Source organism: Streptomyces sp. NBC_00461 (assembly GCF_036013935.1).
Lineage (GTDB): Bacteria > Actinomycetota > Actinomycetes > Streptomycetales > Streptomycetaceae > Streptomyces.
This window is the reverse complement of sequence record NZ_CP107902.1, coordinates 6,055,473-6,074,349: the sequence shown is the minus strand read 5'-3', so window position 1 is coordinate 6,074,349 and position 18,877 is coordinate 6,055,473. Positions and strand designations below refer to the sequence as shown.

At 71.3% G+C, this 18,877-nt stretch carries 14 protein-coding genes; 5 read left to right on the top strand and 9 right to left on the bottom strand.

What is annotated here, in order from left to right; genetic code table 11:
• Positions 1 to 2: 2 nt before the first annotated feature.
• The gene (locus tag OG870_RS28600) at positions 3 to 812 is read right to left on the bottom strand and encodes a class II aldolase/adducin family protein (RefSeq protein ID WP_266519837.1); all 810 of its coding nucleotides are present in this window, start codon (positions 810 to 812) and stop codon (positions 3 to 5) included.
• Between the two features lie 200 nt (positions 813 to 1,012).
• On the opposite strand from OG870_RS28600, the gene OG870_RS28595 reads away from it, so the two are divergent.
• Together OG870_RS28595 and OG870_RS28590 are read left to right on the top strand one after the other, a co-directional pair.
• Positions 1,013 to 1,657, top strand: a complete 645-nt coding sequence (locus OG870_RS28595) for a hypothetical protein (protein ID WP_266519835.1) — start codon at positions 1,013 to 1,015, stop codon at positions 1,655 to 1,657.
• 54 nt (positions 1,658 to 1,711) lie between these two features.
• A complete protein-coding gene (locus OG870_RS28590) occupies positions 1,712 to 2,197 on the top strand; it encodes a pyridoxamine 5'-phosphate oxidase family protein (protein WP_266589441.1) in 486 nt (161 codons plus the stop codon).
• A 3-nt stretch (positions 2,198 to 2,200) separates the two neighbouring features.
• Here the strand turns inward: OG870_RS28590 and guaA are convergent, their stop codons facing one another.
• Positions 2,201 to 3,781 (bottom strand): glutamine-hydrolyzing GMP synthase, encoded by a 1,581-nt coding sequence (gene guaA / locus OG870_RS28585; RefSeq protein WP_266589439.1) that lies wholly within the window; start codon positions 3,779 to 3,781, stop codon positions 2,201 to 2,203.
• Positions 3,782 to 4,192: 411 nt separating this feature from the next.
• Here guaA and OG870_RS28580 point away from each other — a divergent pair, with 411 nt between their 5' ends.
• Positions 4,193 to 4,450 carry a chorismate mutase gene (locus OG870_RS28580; RefSeq protein ID WP_266519829.1) on the top strand — a complete coding sequence of 86 codons (258 nt, stop codon included), beginning with the start codon at positions 4,193 to 4,195 and terminating at the stop codon, positions 4,448 to 4,450.
• A 677-nt stretch (positions 4,451 to 5,127) separates the two neighbouring features.
• Complete coding sequence (locus OG870_RS28575) at positions 5,128 to 6,177, top strand: LAETG motif-containing sortase-dependent surface protein (protein WP_266589437.1); 1,050 nt, start codon at positions 5,128 to 5,130, stop codon at positions 6,175 to 6,177.
• Between the two features lie 88 nt (positions 6,178 to 6,265).
• Here OG870_RS28575 and OG870_RS28570 read toward each other — a convergent pair whose 3' ends face one another.
• The 4 genes from OG870_RS28570 to OG870_RS28555 form a co-directional block, all read right to left on the bottom strand.
• Positions 6,266 to 8,041 (bottom strand): GMC family oxidoreductase N-terminal domain-containing protein, encoded by a 1,776-nt coding sequence (locus OG870_RS28570; protein WP_266519825.1) that lies wholly within the window; start codon positions 8,039 to 8,041, stop codon positions 6,266 to 6,268.
• A gap of 28 nt (positions 8,042 to 8,069) precedes the next feature.
• Positions 8,070 to 9,683: a succinic semialdehyde dehydrogenase gene (locus OG870_RS28565; RefSeq protein ID WP_327691693.1), complete on the bottom strand. Its 1,614-nt coding sequence runs from the start codon at positions 9,681 to 9,683 to the stop codon at positions 8,070 to 8,072.
• A gap of 136 nt (positions 9,684 to 9,819) precedes the next feature.
• Positions 9,820 to 11,724: a serine/threonine-protein kinase gene (locus tag OG870_RS28560; protein WP_327691692.1), complete on the bottom strand. Its 1,905-nt coding sequence runs from the start codon at positions 11,722 to 11,724 to the stop codon at positions 9,820 to 9,822.
• Between the two features lie 48 nt (positions 11,725 to 11,772).
• Complete coding sequence (locus OG870_RS28555) at positions 11,773 to 12,678, bottom strand: MBL fold metallo-hydrolase (protein ID WP_327691691.1); 906 nt, start codon at positions 12,676 to 12,678, stop codon at positions 11,773 to 11,775.
• Positions 12,679 to 12,794: 116 nt separating this feature from the next.
• Between OG870_RS28555 and OG870_RS28550 the strand changes: the two genes are divergently transcribed.
• The gene (locus tag OG870_RS28550) at positions 12,795 to 13,691 is read left to right on the top strand and encodes an AraC family transcriptional regulator (RefSeq protein ID WP_266589433.1); all 897 of its coding nucleotides are present in this window, start codon (positions 12,795 to 12,797) and stop codon (positions 13,689 to 13,691) included.
• Positions 13,692 to 13,698: 7 nt separating this feature from the next.
• Here the strand turns inward: OG870_RS28550 and OG870_RS28545 are convergent, their stop codons facing one another.
• The 3 genes from OG870_RS28545 to OG870_RS28535 all read right to left on the bottom strand — a co-directional run bounded on the left by OG870_RS28545 (position 13,699) and on the right by OG870_RS28535 (position 18,810).
• On the bottom strand, positions 13,699 to 15,303 hold the full coding sequence (locus OG870_RS28545; RefSeq protein WP_327691690.1) for a serine/threonine-protein kinase: 1,605 nt from the start codon (positions 15,301 to 15,303) through the stop codon (positions 13,699 to 13,701).
• Between the two features lie 130 nt (positions 15,304 to 15,433).
• The gene (locus OG870_RS28540; protein ID WP_327691689.1) at positions 15,434 to 17,110 is read right to left on the bottom strand and encodes a serine/threonine-protein kinase; all 1,677 of its coding nucleotides are present in this window, start codon (positions 17,108 to 17,110) and stop codon (positions 15,434 to 15,436) included.
• 59 nt (positions 17,111 to 17,169) lie between these two features.
• Complete coding sequence (locus OG870_RS28535) at positions 17,170 to 18,810, bottom strand: serine/threonine-protein kinase (RefSeq protein ID WP_327691688.1); 1,641 nt, start codon at positions 18,808 to 18,810, stop codon at positions 17,170 to 17,172.
• Between the last annotated feature and the right edge of the window lie 67 nt (positions 18,811 to 18,877).

Here is an 18,877-nt window from a genome sequence, read left to right as displayed (position 1 = left end):
CGCTAGCTCAGCAGATCGGGTTCGCTGCGGCTGATGTCCTGCCACAGCGGCTGGTAGTTGATCCATGCCACGAGGTCGCCGCCGAGCTGTTCGCGGGTCGCCGCGGCCAGTCGGTGGTCGATGAGGAGCGGGCGGCCGGCGGCCTTGGCGGTGAGCTGCACCTGGGCGGACCGTTCCATGGACACGAACCACCAGGCGGCCGCGTCCACCGAGTCGCCGACCGTGAGCAGACCGTGGTTGCGCAGCACGAGCGCCTTGCGGGAGTCGAGCGCGGTGGCGATACGGCGGCCCTCCTCGGCGTCGACGGCGACTCCGGTGTAGGCGTCGTAGAGGGCGTGGTCCTCGTAGAAGGCGCAGCTCTCCTGGGTGATCGGGTCGAGCAGGTCGCCGAGTGCGGACAGGGCCCGGCCGTGCACCGAGTGGCAGTGGGCCACGGCCACGACGTCGGGGCGAGCCGCGTGGACCTGGGAGTGGACCGTGAACGCGGCCTGGTTGACGTGATAGCGGCCCTCGATCACCTGCCCGTCGGAGTTGGCGAGCACCAGGTCGCTCACGGTGACGTGCCTGAACGACATCCCGAACGGGTTGACCCAGAAACAGTCGCTGTACTCGGGGTCGCGCGCCGTTATGTGCCCCGACACGCCGTCCTCGAAGCCGAGCCGTCCGAAGATGCGCAGGGCGCCCGCGAGCCGCTCCTTGCGGTGACGGCGTTCGTCGTCGACCGAATCGTGCATGGGCGGCATCGCGAACCGCAGCCGGTCGTTCGGGAGGGCGGGGGGCGGAGTGGGCGCGGCCCCGGGGGTCCCGTGCATGTGTCCTCCAGCACTGGCTTGCTTTACGGGGCGGAAGTTACCCTCAGTCAGCTCAGGAGAACAGAGATGTTCTGTAAAGATGACGCGCGCAACCGTTCCGGGTGCTTGTGGGTCTGGAGTGCGGAACCACAGGTTCAGCACCAGTTTTGAGCCAACACAGCCAGCCAGCACAGCCGGCGCAGCACCCTCCGGAGTCCTCCTTGAGCCAGGCCGAACGCCATCTCCATGCCCTCATGCGGCAGCTCGCGACCCAGCAGCACGTCGTCGAGCTGGTCCATCCCTTCGCCGAGCTGAAGACCTTCGGGGCGCTCGTGTACGTCGCCGAGTGCTTCGGCTTCCGTTACGCCGGCCTCCGGCTCGTCGGCCGGCACAAAATCCTGCACGTCCGTCTCGTCCGGGACACCGAGCCATGGGCCCAGCAGCGCGCGGCGGCGAACGTCGCCACGTTCGGGCAGGTGGGCGCGGGCGGGCCGGTGCCCGGCATGTACCTCAACTCGCTCACACCGGTCCCCGAGGCCCAGGCGGACGTCGACCTGCTCACCGCGCTGGTCCGGTACGACGCCCTGGTCGAGGCGGGCAACCGCCGGCAGTTGCTGACCATCGGCTGGGGCTCCGGCGCCGTGTGCCTCCTGCTGGCACTGCTGACCGGCGTCTACGCCGTCCTGCTGCCGCTCGCGGTGCTGCTGCCGGCGATGATGCTCGGCGCCCTGCGCGTCAACACGGCCCGGCGCGCGAAGCTGGCCCGGCAGCTGACCGCCGCCGGGTGCACCCGGGTGCGGGACGACGCGGGCCGCGAGCGGTACGTGCGGCCGTTGCCGTACGGGGCGTCCTCACAGCAGGCGTGACACCTGCGCCGATACCCGACAGCGGATGTCGGGTATCGGCGCCACACTCGCCGTATGACAGCGAACACGGCCGCCAACTGGGCGGCTTTCACCGAGGCGGAGCCCGCACTGGCGAGGATCGCGGAGGACCGCTTCGGCGCCTTCACCCATCACGTTCTCGCCACGCTCCGCTCGGACGGCTCCCCGCGCACCTCCGGCCTGGAGGTCCGTTTCCTCGACGGCGAACTGTGGCTCGGCATGATGCCCGGCTCGCTCAAGGCCCGGGACCTGAACCGCGACCCGCGCTTCGCGCTCCAGGCGAACCCGGGGCCCGGCACCGGGATGGGCGGCGGTGACGTACGGGTCAGCGGGCGGGCGATCGGCGTCGAGGACGGCGAGGCGAAGAAGGCGTACGCGAAAGAGGTGGAACCGCCGGAGCCGTTCCACCTCTTCCGCACCGAGCTGACCGAGGTCGTACGGACCTACGTCGAGGACGACAAGTACCTGGTCGTCGAGGTCTGGAAGCCCGGCAAGCCCCTGCGCACCGTCAGGCGCGCCTAGGGCCTACTCCCATTCGATGGTGCCCGGCGGCTTCGAGGTCACGTCGAGGGCGACTCGGTTGACGTCCGCGACCTCGTTCGTGATCCGCGTCGAGATCTTCGCGAGGACGTCGTACGGCAGACGCGACCAGTCGGCCGTCATGGCGTCCTCGCTCGACACCGGGCGCAGGACGATCGGGTGGCCGTAGGTGCGGCCGTCGCCCTGGACGCCGACGCTGCGGACGTCCGCGAGCAGGACCACGGGGCACTGCCAGATGTCGCGGTCGAGGCCGGCCGCGGTCAGTTCCTCGCGGGCGATGGCGTCGGCTTCGCGCAGGAGGTCGAGACGCTCCTTCGTCACCTCGCCGACGATGCGGATGCCGAGGCCCGGGCCGGGGAACGGCTGGCGCTGGACGATCTCGTCCGGGAGCCCGAGCTCCTGGCCGACCATCCGGACCTCGTCCTTGAAGAGCTTGCGCAGCGGCTCGATGAGCTGGAACTCGAGGTCTTCCGGAAGCCCGCCCACGTTGTGGTGGGACTTGATGTTGGCGGTGCCGGTGCCGCCGCCGGACTCGACCACGTCCGGGTAGAGCGTGCCCTGGACCAGGAACTCCACCGCCGGACCGGCGTCCGCGATGATCTCGGCCTGCGCCTGCTCGAAGACCCGGATGAACTCGCGCCCGATGATCTTGCGCTTCTCCTCGGGGTCGGAGACGCCCTTCAGCGCGGTGAGGAAGCGCTCCTCCGCGTCCACGACCTTCAGCTGTACGCCGGTCGCGGCCACGAAGTCCTTCTCGACCTGCTCGGTCTCGCCCTTGCGCATCAGGCCGTGGTCGACGTACACGCAGGTCAGCTGGGAGCCGATGGCCTTCTGGACGAGCGCGGCGGCCACGGCGGAGTCGACGCCGCCGGACAGACCGCAGATGGCGCGCCGGTCGCCGACCTGCTCGCGGATGGCCGCGACCTGCTCCTCGATGACGTTCCCGGTGGTCCAGGAAGGCGTGAGCCCGGCACCCCGGTACAGGAAGTGCTCCAGCACCTGCTGGCCGTGCGTCGAGTGCATGACCTCGGGGTGGTACTGGACGCCGTACAGCTTCTTCTCGTCGTTCTCGAAGGCGGCGACCGGGACGACGTCCGTGGACGCCGAGACGGTGAAGCCCTCGGGCGCGGCGGAGCAGGCGTCGCCGTGCGACATCCACACCGACTGCTCGTCGGGGGTGCCCTCGAAGAGCGTGGAGCCCGACTTGGAGACATGCAGAGGCGTACGGCCGTACTCGCGGGCGCCGGTGTTGTCGACCGTGCCGCCGAGGGTCGTGGCCATCAGCTGGAAGCCGTAGCACATGCCGAAGACGGGGACGCCGGCCTCGAAGATCTCGCGGTCGAGGCGCGGGGCGCCCTCCGCGTAGACCGACGAGGGGCCGCCGGAGAGGATGATCGCCGCCGGGTTCTTGGCGAGCATCTCCGCGACCGGCATGGTGCTCGGCACGATCTCGCTGTAGACCCGGGCCTCGCGGACGCGGCGGGCGATGAGCTGGGCGTACTGCGCGCCGAAGTCGACGACCAGGACGGTGTCGGGAGCGGCGGAAGCGGGGGTCGCTGATGACACGGGGTGCCTTCCGGCGGTGGGGCGGGTCTTTGTGCCTGCGATTCTACCGAGGCGAGCGTGGGACGGGTCCCGCCTGCCAGGGGCTGCCGTCCCCGGACCCCCGCTTCGGCCTGAACGGCCTCGTCCTCAAACGCCGGACTGGCTGGATCGGACCGGCTGGATGCGACTGGATGTGACCAACCTCGCTTGGAAGGGCGTCCCCAGCCCGTGCATACTGAGCCCCATGCTCACGCACCCGACCTTCCGCTTTACCTATGGCATCCGGCCCGCCGGTTGCCATGGTCGTGCTGCTTGAGTTACTGACAAGCGACTTCCCAGGCGCCCCGGGCCGACAAGGCCCGGGGCGTCTGTCGTTTCCGGGCCCTGTCGCTCCGGGGCTCCCGCCGAGCCATCCGACAAGGAGCCCCCGACATGACCACCACCACGCCCGAGCAGACCATCGCCGACGCCCGGGAGCGCATCGACGCCCTGGACGACCGGATCATCGGCCTGATCCAGGAACGGGTCGCCGTGTCCGCCGTGGTCCAGGAGACACGGATCGCGTCCGGCGGCCGGCGCGTGCACCTGTCCCGCGAGAACGAGATCCTCGGCCGCTACAGGGACGCGCTGGGCAAGCCGGGCACGTCGCTGGCGATGACGCTGCTCGAACTGTCCCGGGGGCGGATCTGAGTTCGAGCCCCCTCTCACCCGTACGGCGCGTGACGCCCCGCGAACGGCTTCGTTGGTGCTGGTGTCCGTGCCAGCCAGGGGCGGGCCCGAAAGAACCACGCGTGGCTTGCTGGAGCGATGAGACGTACGGGTCGTGCCGCACGTCGTGGGACCTCGTTCCAGGGTTGTGGCCGGACGGCAGGGGACAGCAGCCCGGTCACCCAAGTAAAACGGTCGGCTCCGGGGACGCCCGGGGCCGACCGGCGGAAAATGCAAAAATGCACAACCCTGGGTCAAACGGTTGCGTACGCCCCGTCCATCCAGCACGATGCGTAGAAAGCCCCAAGTCCCGCCGCAGACAACTGCATTGCTTGCACTTCCGTCCCCCAGAGGCCGAGACCGTCCGTGTGCCACAGCTGCACCGGGACGGCGACCCAGGGCACACAAGACAAGCGGCGCAACCCCCCGGCGCCGCTCCCAGGCACCGGCGCTGCCCTGACGTCGGTGCTGACGGAGAAGGGCCCCGCGGCCCAAGCCCGCGGGGCCCTTCGCATGTCCGGATAGTGGCGCGGGCCACATAAGAATTTTGTCAATGTCTGCACAACCATTAACACGGCTCACTGATCCAACATGCGAAACCAGGGCCACACCCGCGCCCCACACGCGGAGCCCTCCCACTGGACTCCCTTGAGGTTTTCATGAAGCTTCGTCGTGTTATGGCCACTGCGGCCGCGACGGCTGTCATAGCGCCCCTCGCCCTGCTCTCGGCTCCGGCGGCGTTCGCGGACGAGACTCCCAGCACGTCGACGAGCAGCCCCGCCGCCGACGACACCACTCCCGCCGCGGACCAGAGCACCCCGGCCGCCGAGGACAGCACCCCCGCCGCGGACGAGAGCACCCCCGCGGCCGACGAGAGCACTCCCGCCGCGGACGAGAGCACTCCGGCCGCCGGCGAGAGCACTCCCGCGGCGGACGAGAGCACCCCGGCCGCCGGCGAGAGCAGCGCCGGCGCGTCTGCCTCGCCGAGCCCCAGTGAGAGCACCCCGGGTGGCGCCGAGCTCTGCGTCGACGAGAACGGCGACAGCACCGCCGAGCTCAGCTCCGACCTGAAGAGCGGCCTGTCCGGCCTGCCCGACACGATCGTCGCCGGCAACGGCTGGACCGGGTTCTCCTTCAACGTCACCAACCACGGCGACGAGACGATCAAGGACATCAAGCCCCTGATCGGCGTCGCCGCCGTCGGCTGGGAGGACGCGAAGGACTACTCCGGCGAGATCAAGGTCCAGGTCTTCGACAAGTCCTCCAAGTCCTGGCGGACGATCGCGGACGCCGCGGGCGAGGGCGGCACCTTCACCGCGTTCTCGCTCGGTGCCGGCCAGTCGGTCTCCTACCAGCTGCGCCTCAGCGTCAGCGGCAAGGTGCCGGACTCCCTCGGGCTGACCGGTGGTCTCGCCGAGTACGCGGACGACAAGGGCTGCTGGGTCGCCGACGACCCGAACGGCTGGGTCTACTTCTTCGACATCCTGGCCGCCGGCTCCGACGCCGGGAAGCCGGGCGACGCCAAGCCGCAGACCGGTGGCATGAAGCCGATCAAGGACGTGAACGAGGTCGACGCCACCGGCAGCCTCGCCGAGACCGGCTCCAGCTCCGCGCTGCCGATGATCGGTCTCACCGGCGGCCTCGCGGTCGCCCTGGGCGCCGGCGCGGTGTTCGTGGTGCGTCGGCGCAAGGCCGGCACGCACGCGTAACCAGACCTGCTGAAAGAACCGGAAGGACCCGCACTCGGAGGGGGGTGCGGGTCCTTCTGTTCTACTTCTTCTGCTTCGGCTGCTTCTTCTACTTCTTCGGCATGGCCGGCATTCCCAGGAAGGGCAGCTTCAGCGCGCCGAAGGCGTCCGCCGGGACGGCCGGGGTGTTCGGCTCCACCGGCTTCAGGCGCTCGTACGCCGCCCCCTGCTGCGGACGTGGGTCCTCCTCGCCCTTGTTGGGCCAGTACGACATCGCCCGCTCGGCCTGGGCGGTGATGGTGAGGGACGGGTTCACCCCCAGGTTGGCGGAGACCGCGGCGCCGTCGACGACCGAGATGCCGGGGTGGCCGTAGAGGCGGTGGTACGGGTCGATCACGCCGGTTTCGCGCGAGGAGCCGATCGGGCAGCCGCCGAGGAAGTGGGCGGTGAGAGGGGTGCCCATGAGTTCGCCGACGTTCGAGCCCGCGAAGCCGTTGATGTCGGCGGCGATCGCGGCGGCGCCCTCCGAAGCGGCCCTGATCTGCTTGGGGTTGGGGGCGCCATGGCCCTGGCGGGCGGTGAGCAGGCCCTTGCCCACGCCGTCCGGTTTCAGGTACGTCGTCAGGGAGTTGTCCAGCGACTGCATCACCAGGCCGATGATGGTCCGCTCCGACCAGTGATGGTTGGAGAGGGAGCGCAGGACGAGGAGGGGGTGGCGCGCGGCGTTCCGCAGCCAGGCCAGCACACGCGACGAGCCCTCCGCGTACGGCACCTGGAGGATGGAGAGGCCGCCCATCGAGTTGGAGCCCTTGCCGTAGCGGACCGGCTCGATGTGGGTGTTCTCGTCCGGGTGGATGGACGAGGTGATCGCGACGCCCTGGGTGAAGTCGACCTTCGCCGCGCCCGTCACCTTGCGGTACCGGCGGTTGTCCGTCTGTGCGCCGACCAGTGCCTCGGAGTTGGTGCGGGTGAGTTCACCCAACTTGCCTGAGATATACGGGAGTTGACCGCCCGCCTTCATCCGGTGCAGGAGGGTCTGGGTGCCGTAGGTGCCGGCGGCCAGCACCACGCGGCGCGCCTTGAAGGTACGACCCGCGGAGGTCTTCTTCTCGTCCGTGGGGAGCGTGGCGATCGCGTAGCCGCCCTGGGAGTCGTCCGTGACCGACACGACCGTGGTCATCGGGTGCACCACCGCGCCCGCCTTCTCGGCGAGGTACAGGTAGTTCTCGTTGAGGGTGTTCTTCGCGCCGTGACGGCAGCCCGTCATGCACTCGCCGCACTCGGTGCACGCGTTGCGGGCCGGGCCCGCGCCGCCGAAGTAGGGGTCGTTCACCTGCTCGCCGGGGCCGGCCTTCGCCGTGCCCTCCGCGTCCTTGCCGTCTCCGAAGAAGACGCCGACCGGCGCCATGTGGAAGGTGTCGCCGACGCCCATCCGCTCGGCGGCCGCCTTCAGGTGCACGTCGGACGGGGTCATCGTCGGGTTGAGCCGTACGCCGAGCATGCGCTGCGCCTGGTCGTAGTACGGCTTCAACTCCTCGTGCCAGTCCGTGATGTCACGCCACTGCGGGTCGTCGAAGAACGGCTTCGGCGGCACGTAGAGGGTGTTGGCGTAGTTGAGGGAACCGCCGCCGACGCCGGCACCGGCCAGGACCATGACGTTGCCCAGCAGGTGGATGCGCTGGATGCCGTACATGTTGAGCTTGGGGGCCCAGAGGTAGTTCCTGAGGTCCCAGGAGTTCTTGGGGAGGGTTTCGCGGGTGAAGCGGCGGCCGGCTTCCAGGACACCTACGCGGTAGCCCTTCTCGGTGAGGCGAAGGGCGGTGACGGAGCCGCCGAAGCCCGAGCCGACGACGATGACGTCGTAGTCGTAGGTGTCCTGTGACACGTGCTCTCCTCGTTGAGAACGGATGGTCCTACTTGAAGCGCAGGGCCTTCATCAGCCGGAGGCTGCGGCTCATGAACTGCGCGTACTTCTCGTCGTCCATCCCCAGCGAGGGGGCCATCGGCAGCAGGCGCTGCTGGGCGACCGTCTGGGCCTCCGTGTACTTGAGGATGCCCTCCGAGCCGTGGCGGCGGCCGAGGCCGGAGTCCTTCATGCCGCCCATGGGGGACTGGACGCTGCCGTAGGCGGGGGCGTAGCCCTCGTTGACGTTCACGGTTCCCGTACGGAGGCGGGAGGCGACCTCGCGGCCGCGGCTGCCGTTCTTCGTCCAGACCGAGGAGTTCAGGCCGTACGGAGTGGAGTTGGCGTGCTCGATCGCCTCGTCGTCGGTCTGGAAACGGTAGAGGGAGACGACCGGGCCGAAGGTCTCCTCGGTGCAGACCGACATCGGCTCGGTCACGTCGTCGAGGATCGTCGGCTCGAAGAAGTACGGGCCGATGTCCGGGCGGGCGACGCCGCCCGCGACGACCTTCGCGCCCTTGGCCACGGCCTCCTCCACGTGCCGGGTCACCGTCTCCAGCTGGCGCTCCCCCACCAGCGAGCCCATGTCGGCGCCGTAGGCGAGGGACGTGCCGAGCCGCATCGCCTTCGTGCGGGTGGCGAAGCGGTCCAGGAAGGTGTCCGCGATCGACTCGTGGACGTACAACCGCTCGATGGAGATGCACAGTTGGCCCGCGGAGGAGAAGCAGGCGCGCACCGCGCCCGCGGCGGCCTTCTCTATGTCGGCGTCCTCCAGGACCAGCATCGCGTTCTTGCCGCCGAGTTCGAGGGAGACCCCGACCAGACGGGCGGCGGCGCCCTGGGCGACCTCGCGGCCGGTGCGGGTGGAACCGGTGAAGGAGACGTAGTCGGCGCGCTTGACGAGCTCCGGGCCGACGACGGGTCCCTCGCCGAGGACGACCTGGAAGACGGCGGCGGGGAGCCCTGCCTCGATGAGCAGGTCGCGTGCCCACAGAGCGGTGAGGCAGGTCTCCGTGTCCGGCTTCATCACCACCGCGTTGCCCGCCACGAACGCCGGGAGCGCGTCGCCGACCGACAGTTCCAGGGGGTAGTTCCAGGGGGCGATCTGGCCCACCACGCCGCGCGGGTGGCGCAGTTCGGTGACGCGGGTGAGGGTGGGCATGGCGCCCGCGTGCCGCTTGGGCTTCAGATAGGCGGCGGCCCGGCGGCCGTAGTGGCGCGCCGCGACGGCGACGGCCTGGACCTCTTCGTGGGCGTGCAGCCGGGCCTTGCCGGTCTCCAGCTGGATCAGGTCGAGGACCTCGGCCTGGCGGGCGAGCACCAGGTCGTGGAAGCGGAGCAGTACGGCCGCGCGCTGCCGGACCGGCGTCTTCGCCCACACCGCCTGGGCGGCACGGGCGGCGTCGAAGGCCTTGGCCACGTCCTCGGGCGTGGACTCCGGCAGGTCGGCCAGCTTCTCGCCGGTGAACGGCGTGTGGTTGGCGGTGCGGCCGGAGCCGACCACGCCCTTGGTGAGCTGTGCGATCAGCTCGGGCGTCACCACGTCGGCGGCGGTACGGGCGCCCTGCGGAGCGGGGGCGAGGGGATTCGTGCCGGTCTTGGCCGGGGCTTGCGCGTCCGTCATGAGGCGCAGGGTATGCCGGTGCGGAGGCTTTGGGTACCCGTCGGTAACGCGGCTTCACGCAGTGCACACACGCCGCCAGTGGGTACTGGCAACGAATGCACTGATCAGGGCGTTGGGCGGTGCGGCGGGGCGGGTTTCAGCTCTTCGCGATCACAAGGCGGTCACGTGCGCCCTTGAACAGGGCCGTGCCCTTCTTCTCGGCCGGAGTGCCCTTGGGCATGTCGACACGCAGTTCGTACATGCGGCCGTCGTCGGTGCGGATCATCAGCTCCATCACCCGGGTCGGGGAGCCCTCCAGGCCGTACGCGGTGTCGGCGAGGACCGCCTCGGATCCGTGGAACGTGGTGCGGGTGTACTGGGTGCGCGCGTCCCCGTCGTAGGTGTTCCAGTCGGCGTGCGCCTGCTGGGCCTGGGCCATCGGGGAGCGGGGCGCCCTGTCCCATTCGGTGAGACGGAGGGTGAGGCCGCTGCCGGCCGCGTCGTACTCCACGAGGCGGGGCGGGTCGGCCGCGCCGCCCTCCCTGGCCGACTCCCGGTACGGGGCGGGGAGGGAGAGGACGGCGTTCATCGCCGCTTCCCGGTGCGCGGCCCAGGTGACGGCGGTGGGGCTCGCGGCGGGGGCGAGGGGCGCCGAACCGTAGGTGGCGTTGTGCTCTGTGACGTCGTCGCCGTGCCGGTCGCCGAAGTGAGAGACGGCGAACCAGGTGCCGCCGACCAGAAGGGCGGCGAGCAGGGCCAGCGGGGCGGGGCGCCGCAGGGCCGAGCGCCGCAGGGCCGGCCCCTTGGGACGAGGCCGCGGGTTCGGGGAGGGCCCCGGGGAGGGACTCGCGACGGCCTGCGTGGCGGGTTCGGACGACGACTCGGGACCGGACGACGACTCAGGTTCGGACGACGACTCAGGTTCGGACCACGGCTCAGGGCCGGACGACGGCTCGGGGCCGGGCATCGGGTGGGGGCCGGGCATCGGGTGGGGCGGCTCGGGTTTGGACGACTTGTCAGGACCAGATGACGCCTCGGGACCCGGAATCGGATGGGACGCCTCGGATTCCCGTACGGCGGCCGCGGGCTCCGCTCCCCGCGACACCGCAGCCCCCTGCGCCCGCCCCGCACCCAACCGCACGGTCCCCACGTCGTCCGCGAACTCGCGTAGTTGTGAGGCGTCCTGGGCCAGGGTGGCGGAGTCGTGCGTCACGTCCGGCACCGGCCATCCCTCGGCCACCGCCTCCAGGACCGCGCTCGTCTCCTCGGTGCCGGGCCGCTGCTCGGGTTCCTTCGTCAGCAGCCGGGTGAGCAGCGGCCCGAGAGGGCCTGCCTGTTTCGGTTCGGGGGGATCGGCGGCGATGATCGCGGCGAGCGTGGACTCGACGGTCGTACGACGGAAGGGCGACCACCCTTCCACGGCCGCGTACAGCAGTACGCCCAGTGACCACAGGTCGGACGGGGGCCCGGCACTTCGGCCCGACATCCGCTCGGGTGCGACGAACTCCAGCGAGCCGACGAACTCGCCGCTCATGGTGAGGGACTCCTCGCCCTGGATGTGGGCGATGCCGAAGTCGGTGAGGACGACCCGGCGATGCGGGCCGAGAAGGACGTTGGCGGGCTTGACGTCCCGGTGGACGATTCCGACGGTGTGCGCGGCGTCCAGGGCGCCGAGGACGGCGAGGCCGATACGGGCTGCCTCGGCGGCGTCGACCGGGCCGCGCCGCAGTACGTCGTGCAGGGACTCGCCGCGGACCAACTCCATGACGATCCACGGGAGTCCGTCCTCCTCCACTACGACGTCATGGATGGAGACGGCGGCCGGATGATCGACGCGGGCGGCGGCGCGGGCCTCGCGGTGGAGGCGGCCGGCGGCCCGACGGCGGTGCTCGTCCTCGGGGTCGCCCGGCAGCCGGGGCTGCTTGACGGCGACGTCCCGCCCCACGAGTTCGTCGTACGCCTGCCAGACGGTGCCCATGCCGCCCGAGCCGATGCGCTCGGTCAGCCGGTAGCGCCCGCCGACCAGCCGACCGTCGCGCGCCTGTTCGCCGCCTGCACTCATGCCTCATGAGTACCTTGCGGAACGGGGACTTGTCGACGCGGAGCCCGGCTACGGCGTCCAGCCGCCGAAGGCGAACGAGGCCCCCTGCCGCCGCACCTCCACCACCCCCGGCCCGCCGAAGTGCGCGGGGATCACCAACTCGCCCTGGTCCGCGGCTCGTTCCAGGACGCGTCGACGCTCGGCGGCGGCCCGCTCGGGGTCCAGGCAGAAGCAGCTGCTGCACTCGGGGTGCAGGATCTGGACCGGACTGTGCATCAAGTCGCCCACGAAGACGGCCTGTTCGCCGCCGGAGGCGACGCGCAGCACGGACGAGCCCGGGGTGTGCCCGGGGGTGGACTCCAGGGTCAGGTGCTCGTCGATGCGGTGCTCGCCGTCCCAGAGCACGGCCTGTCCGGACGTGTGGACGGGCGCGACGCTGTCCTCGTAGATCAGGCGGTCGTCGGGCCGTACGTCACCGCCGTACCCGCCGTCCGGGCCGAAGTGGTGGTCGTCGGCGGCCGGGAGAAGGTACCTGGCGCCGGGGAACGTGGGCACCCAACTGCCGTCCACATCGCGGGTGTTCCAGCCGACGTGGTCACCGTGGATGTGGGTGTTGACGACGACGTCGACGTCCTCGGGCCGTACGCCGGCCCGGGCCAGGCGCGCCGGGAGGCCGAGCCCCTGCTGCCGGTGGAAGAGCGGATTCCCGGGCCGCTCCCGCCCGTGCCCCACTCCGGTGTCCACCAGCACGGTCCGCCCGGCGCTGCGCAGCACCCAGGTCTGCAGGGCGACGACGGCGCGGTCGCCACCGGGCTCCCAGTGGTCCGGCGCCAGCGCCTCCCGGTTGTCCTCCCACACCTCGGGTGCGACGCCCGGTACGAGGCCGCGGGCGGGGGCGTAGGGCTCCTGCCACTCGACGATCCGGAGGACCTGGACGTCACCGATCACGAAGCTCTGCGTGTTTTCATCAGCCATGCCCACGACGGTACGAAGTCCGAATGAGCATTCCAATGCCTGATCTGCTCTCCTGGATACGCATGCGTCTCATGCGCGATGCGCTCTCGCCTCGGGCCGGAGTAGGCTGCCAAGCCATGGACGTGGTGAGCGACGCGATCTCCGCCGTACGCATCGGACAGCCCTCCTCGAACCGGCTGCGGGTCGGCGGCAGTTGGTGCACCCGGTTCGCCCCGTACGAGGGGGCGGGCTTCCATGTCGTCCTCGCGGGCAGCTGCTGGCTGCGGCCTGACGGGGACGGCGAACCGGTGACGCTGGGTGCCGGGGACGTCGTACTGCTGCCGCACGGGGCGGGGCATGTGCTCGCGGACGCGCCCGGCGACACGATGAGGGCGGTGCCGTTCGAGGAGATGCGCCGGCCGCCCGCCGATCCGGCCGGGCGCGAGGTGGAGCTGCTGTGCGGCAAGTACCGCCTGGACCACAGCCGGGTCCATCCCCTGCTGGCGGAGCTGCCGCAGGTCGTCCACCTGCCCAACCGTGTGGGTGCCCACCCCGAACTCCGTTCGGCGGTGGACCTGTTGGCCCGCGAACTCGACGAGCGCCGCCCGGGCTCCTGCCTGGCCCTGCCGAGCCTGCTCGACCTGCTGCTGATCTATCTGGTGCGCGCCTGGACGACGGAGTCGGACACCGGTTCCTGGCCGGCGGTCCTGAGCGACCCGGTGACCACGGCCGCCCTGCGCGCGCTGCACTCGGACCCGGCCGCCCCCTGGACCAACGACAGCCTGGCCGCGGAGGCGGGCGTGTCCCGGGCGACGCTGGCGCGACGGTTCACGGCACTGGTGGGCCGGCCGCCGATGGCGTATCTGACGTGGTGGCGGCTGACCCGCACGGCCACGCTCCTGCGCGACACCGACGCCCCGCTGGCCTCGGTGGCCCGCGAGGCGGGGTACAGCAGCCCGTACGCGCTCTCGCACGCGTTCAGCAGGGAGTTCGGGGTGACACCGGGCAAGTACCGTGCGGGCGTACGGGGTTGAGGGCGGGTCAGAGCTGGTGGACGTCCCAGTTGGCGATGGCCTCCCTGGCGATCTCCCGGCCCTCCTGGGTGAAGTAGCCCCGGCCCGGATAGTCGATCCACAGCCGGTACATGTCGCCGTTGCCCGCCCTGTAGTAGCGGACCTGGGCCTCACGCAGCTGCGGGTCGTCGGTGGCCGTGTAGACGATGGTGTTCTCGGCGGCCTTGCGGTCCTTGTAGGTGCTCGGCTGCGGATCGCCCTTGGGCGCGGGGTCGTCGGCGATGCCCCAGGAGTACTCGCCGTCCTGCAGCGTCGCCCACTCCGCGAAGGCCCTGGCCGCCGCGGACTGAGGGATCTCGTGGTCCTTGTCGTCGGCCTTGATGTCGCGGTCGACGGTGATCCAGACCGTGCCGCTCGGGTCCTTGAAGGAGACGGTCGTCCCGTCCGAGTCGTCGGCGGGCTTGCCCTTCACGAAGGCCGCGGGCACGCCGATGGCGGACCCGACCTTCGCACCGAGGTCGTGCTTCTTCCAGCCGTCCGGCAGCGTCCCCGCGAACGGATCCGCGATCACCAGATACGCCGCCACCGCCGCCGCGACGACACCGGCGCCGACGCCGAGCCACGCCCTGCGCCCGAGCCGGATCCCGCGCGTGACGATCTGCGCGGGCTGGGTGGGCGCGAGGGCAGGCGGGTTCGCGATCTCCGACAGCACGTCCCGGATCCGGGCGGCGGTCGGCCGTCTGGCCGGATCCTTCTGCAGCAGACCCGTGATCAGCTCGGCCAGCGGACCCGGCGCCGAGGCGGGCGGCGCCGGCGTGGCGTTGAGGACCGACTGGAGCGTGGCCGGCGTGTTGCTGCGGCGGAACGGGGAGACGCCCTCCGTGGCCGCGTAGAGGACGACGCCGAGGGACCAGAGGTCGGAGGCCGGGCCCGGACGCTGGCCCAGCACCCGCTCGGGGGCGATGTACTCGGGCGAGCCGACGAAACCGCCGGTGTCCGTCAGGTTCGTCTCGCCCTCGATCTGGGCGATGCCGAAGTCGGTCAGGACGACACGGTCATGGCGGCCCAGCAGCACGTTGTCCGGCTTGACGTCACGGTGCAGGACGCCCGCCGCGTGCGCGGCCTCCAGCGCGCCGAGCACCTCCAGGCCGACCCTGGCCGCCTCGCGCGCGCTCAGCATGCCCTCCTGCAGGGCGTCGCCGAGCGAGCGCCCGTGCACCAGCTCCATGACGATCCACGGCCGGCCGTCCACGACCGCCACGTCATGGACGTTGACGACGGCAGGGTGGTCGAGGCGTGCCGCGGCGCGCGCCTCGCGGCGCATTCGCTCGAAGGCGTTGGCGCGTTCGCGCTCGGGAAGATGGTCCGGGACGCGGGGCTCCTTGACGGCCACCTCGCGGTCGACGGTCTCGTCCTTGGCCCGCCACACCGTGCCCATGCCGCCGTGCCCGAGCCTGGCCAACAGCCGGTACCGGCCCGCGACGAGACGCCCGGCACCAGGATCCTGAGCGGGCTGGGACTGCGACGGGACGACCTGCGTGGGCGTTGCCTGCGCGCTCGCCTGCCACGGCGGTTGCAGAACAAAACTCGTCGTGTCGTCGGGCTCGCGGGCGGATCCCCCGTTGCTGCTCATGCGTCCATCCATATCGCGCCGGGCGCTCCCGTATCCACAAGGAATGCTTTCCGGTCACACAGCCGTGACCCGCACTGCCACCTATTTCCCTTTTGTGCATGCCCGAAGGCGGTACGAAGGCGTGTGTCGGTCAATGACGTACGAAAGTGTCGGTCGCGACGTCGAAGTACTCCTTCGCCTCCCGCACCTTTCCTACCGGCGCCGACACCCACACGTCGTACATCCGCCCGCCCTCCTCCCAGCACAGGTCGTAGGTGTGCCGCGGCCCCTCCGCCGTACTGAAACCGTTCCAGGTGAACTCCCAGAGGGCGGCGGGGTGTTCGGCCTGCGTGGTCGAGATGACCCGGCCGTCGTGGTAACCGGGGTTCGTGTCGGCGCCGTTGGCGGCGGCGCGCCGCATCACGCCGAGCGGACCACCCGCCGCCGGGTCGGCGACCTTGATGCCGAGGCGGAAAACCTCCCCCGTCGACAGGTAGAAGACACGCTCACCCTGGGGCTCGCGGGTGAAGTCCTCCGGTACGGCGAGGGAGAAGCCCGCGGGGTCGTCGACCGTGCGGTAGCCGGAGGGGGCGGAGGGGCGGTGGCTCGCGGTGACGCCGGCACCGGAGACCGTGGGGGACGATGAGGCGCTCGGGGCGGTGGGAGAGGCGGAGGTGCCGGGAGGGGCCGAGGTGCCGGGAGAGCCCGAAGTGCTCGCCGACGTATGTGATCCGGGGCTCGTCGGGGTGCCGTCCCCGTCACCGTCCCGGTTCATGAGCAGCGCCGCCGCCGACACCCCGGCCCCGGCCATCGCGGCGACGAGCAGCGCGGCCACCAGCACACTCCGGGTGGAACGCCTGGTCTCCACCGTGGGCGACGGCGCGAGCGCCGGCGCGAGCGCCGGCGTCGGTGACGGCGTCGGCGCGGGCACGGGCGCGCGCGGCACGTCCCGCTGGGTCGGGGTGTAACCGGGCGGATGCTCCGGGGTGCGGCCGGTGGCACGGTAGGCGCGCAGCATCCGCTCGGCCTGCTCCGCGTCCAGCCGCCGGTCCGGGTCCCGCTCCAGCAGGCCCCGTACGACGGGCAGCAGCGGCTCGGCCTGCGCGGGCGGCCGTATCTCGTCGACCACGACCGCGTGCAGGATGCCGCCGAGCGAGTCGCGCCGAAACGGTGACTCGCCGCTCAGGACGGTGCACAGCAGCGCACCCAGCGACCAGAGGTCGGACTCGGGGCCGGTCCTCGCACCGGACATCCGCTCCGGCGCGGTGTACTCGGGCGAGCCGACGAAGGAGCCGGTCTCGGTGAGGGTGGTGGCGCCGGCGACCTGGGCGATGCCGAAGTCGGTGAGGACGACCCGGTCCGTGCCGGCCTCCACCAGGACGTTGGCGGGTTTGATGTCGCGGTGCAGGACGCCGGCCGCGTGCGCGGTGCGCAGCGCGCTCAGCAGTCCCACGCCGATACGGGCGGCCTCAGCGGCGTCGACCGGTCCGCGCGCGGAGACCCGGTCGGCCAGGGAGCCGCCGTCGATCAACTCCATGACGATGTACGGGCGTTCGTCGTGCTCCACCACGTCGTGGACGACGATGATGTGCGGGTGGCGCAGCTGGGCCACCGCGCGGGCCTCGCGCAGGGTGCGGACGCGCTGACGCCGGGCCTCGTCGGCGGAGAGCGTCTCGTCGAGGTCGAGTGGGATCTCCTTGACCGCCACCTGCCTGCCGAGCAGCTCGTCGGTGGCCCGCCACACCACGCCCATGCCACCGCGCCCGAGTCTCGCCTCGACCCGGTAACGGCCCGCGATGACACGGGCGTTCTCCCCCTCGGTCCCCATGCGCCCCATCATGCCGCACCGGACGCACCGGCTCCGGGGCGCCGACCGGCCAACTCCGGCTACTGGTCCGTCTTCTCCTGCCAGCCCTGCAGTACCGACTTGAACTGCTTGCTCGTCTTCGCCCAGCTGTCGGCGGGCGAGGACATGTAGATCGCGTACTCCGTGCCGCCCCGCGAGAAGTACGTCTCCTCTATGGCGTGGCGCGGCCCGGCGACATAGGGCGGGTCCTTGGCCAGCGCGGACCAGGTGTACTCCCAGACGGACCCGTCGACGTCGCGGTACGTGTTCTTCTCCAGCCGGACTCCCCTGTAGCCGACCAGGCGCTGCTTGAGCTGCTCGGCCAGGTCGAGTTGGTGCGAGTAGGCGTCCTTGAAGTCCGGCGAGGTGTCGATGGCGATGCGGACGAAGTGCTTGCCGTTGTCGGGCGTGTAGTCGACCTGGCGGAGGTCGCCGTTGATGCCGACGGGCTTCCGCTGCCAGCCCTTGGGCAGGTAGAGGGTGAAACCCCAGGGGTCGTCGTAGCGCTTCCACGCGGCGGGGACACCCCCCGCGGGGGTGCTGGTGGGGCTGCTCGACTGGGGCGAGCTCTCCGATACGGAGGGTGCTCCACCGCCGTTCGGCTGCCCCCCGTCCCATTTCTGCCATGCGACCGCCGCGCCGCCGCCGATGATCGCGGCGAAGGCGATCGTGAGCGCGAGGGACCGCAGACGGCGGCGCTTCGGCGCGGGGACCGGGCCCGTGGGCATGCCGGTCGGCCCGATCGACGTGGGCGCCGAGACCGGCGGATACGGCGTCGACGAGCCCGACTGCGGACCCGTACCGGCCTCCGTCTCGTAGCGGGAGCCCACGTGCTGCGTCGGCACGTACGCCTGCGCCGCGTTCGAGCGGCGCCCCTCGGCCACCTCGGCGAGCATCTGCTCGGCCTCGGCGACACCAGGCCGGGCGGCCGGGTCCTTGTGCAGCAGCGCGGCCATGACGGGCCCGAGCGGGCCGGCGTAGTGCGGCTCGGCGGCGTGCTCCTCGACGACCGCCTGCATCGTGGACAGCGGCGAGGTGCGGCGGAACGGCGACCTGCCCTCCACCGCCGTGTACAGCGTGGCGCCGAGCGCCCACAGGTCGGAGGCGGGGCCCGGGTCGTGGCCGCGGACACGCTCGGGGGCGAGGTAGTCGACCGAGCCGACGACCTCTCCGGTGCGGGTGATCGTCGTGTCGCCCTCGATCTGGGCGATGCCGAAGTCGGTGAGCAGGACGCGTCCGTCGTGGGCGATGAGCACGTTGCCCGGCTTCACGTCACGGTGCAGCACGCCGGCGGAGTGCGCGGCGCGCAGCGCCCGCAGCACCCACAGCCCGATGCGCGCGACCTCCGCCGGCTCGACCCGCCCGTGCTCCTTGACCGCGTCGGCCAGCGAGTACCCCTCGACCAGCTCCATCACGATCCACGGGCGGCCGTCGTGCTCCAGCACGTCATGGACGGTGACGACCGCGGAGTGGTTGATGCGCGCGGCGGCGCGCGCCTCCGCCCGCGTGCGCGCGAGCAACCGCTCCTGGTCGCTCTCGGACACGTAGAGCGCGGCGGTCAACTCCTTGATCGCGACTGCCCGGTGCAGCACCTCGTCGTGTGCGCGCCACACGCGGCCCATGCCGCCGCTGCCGATCGATTCGGCGAGCCGGTAGCGGCCCGCGACAAGCTGGCCCTGCATCTGATTCACGTTGCCCCGCAATGCTCTTGACAGGGTCAGACTAAGGACCGGCCCGCCAACAGGGAAC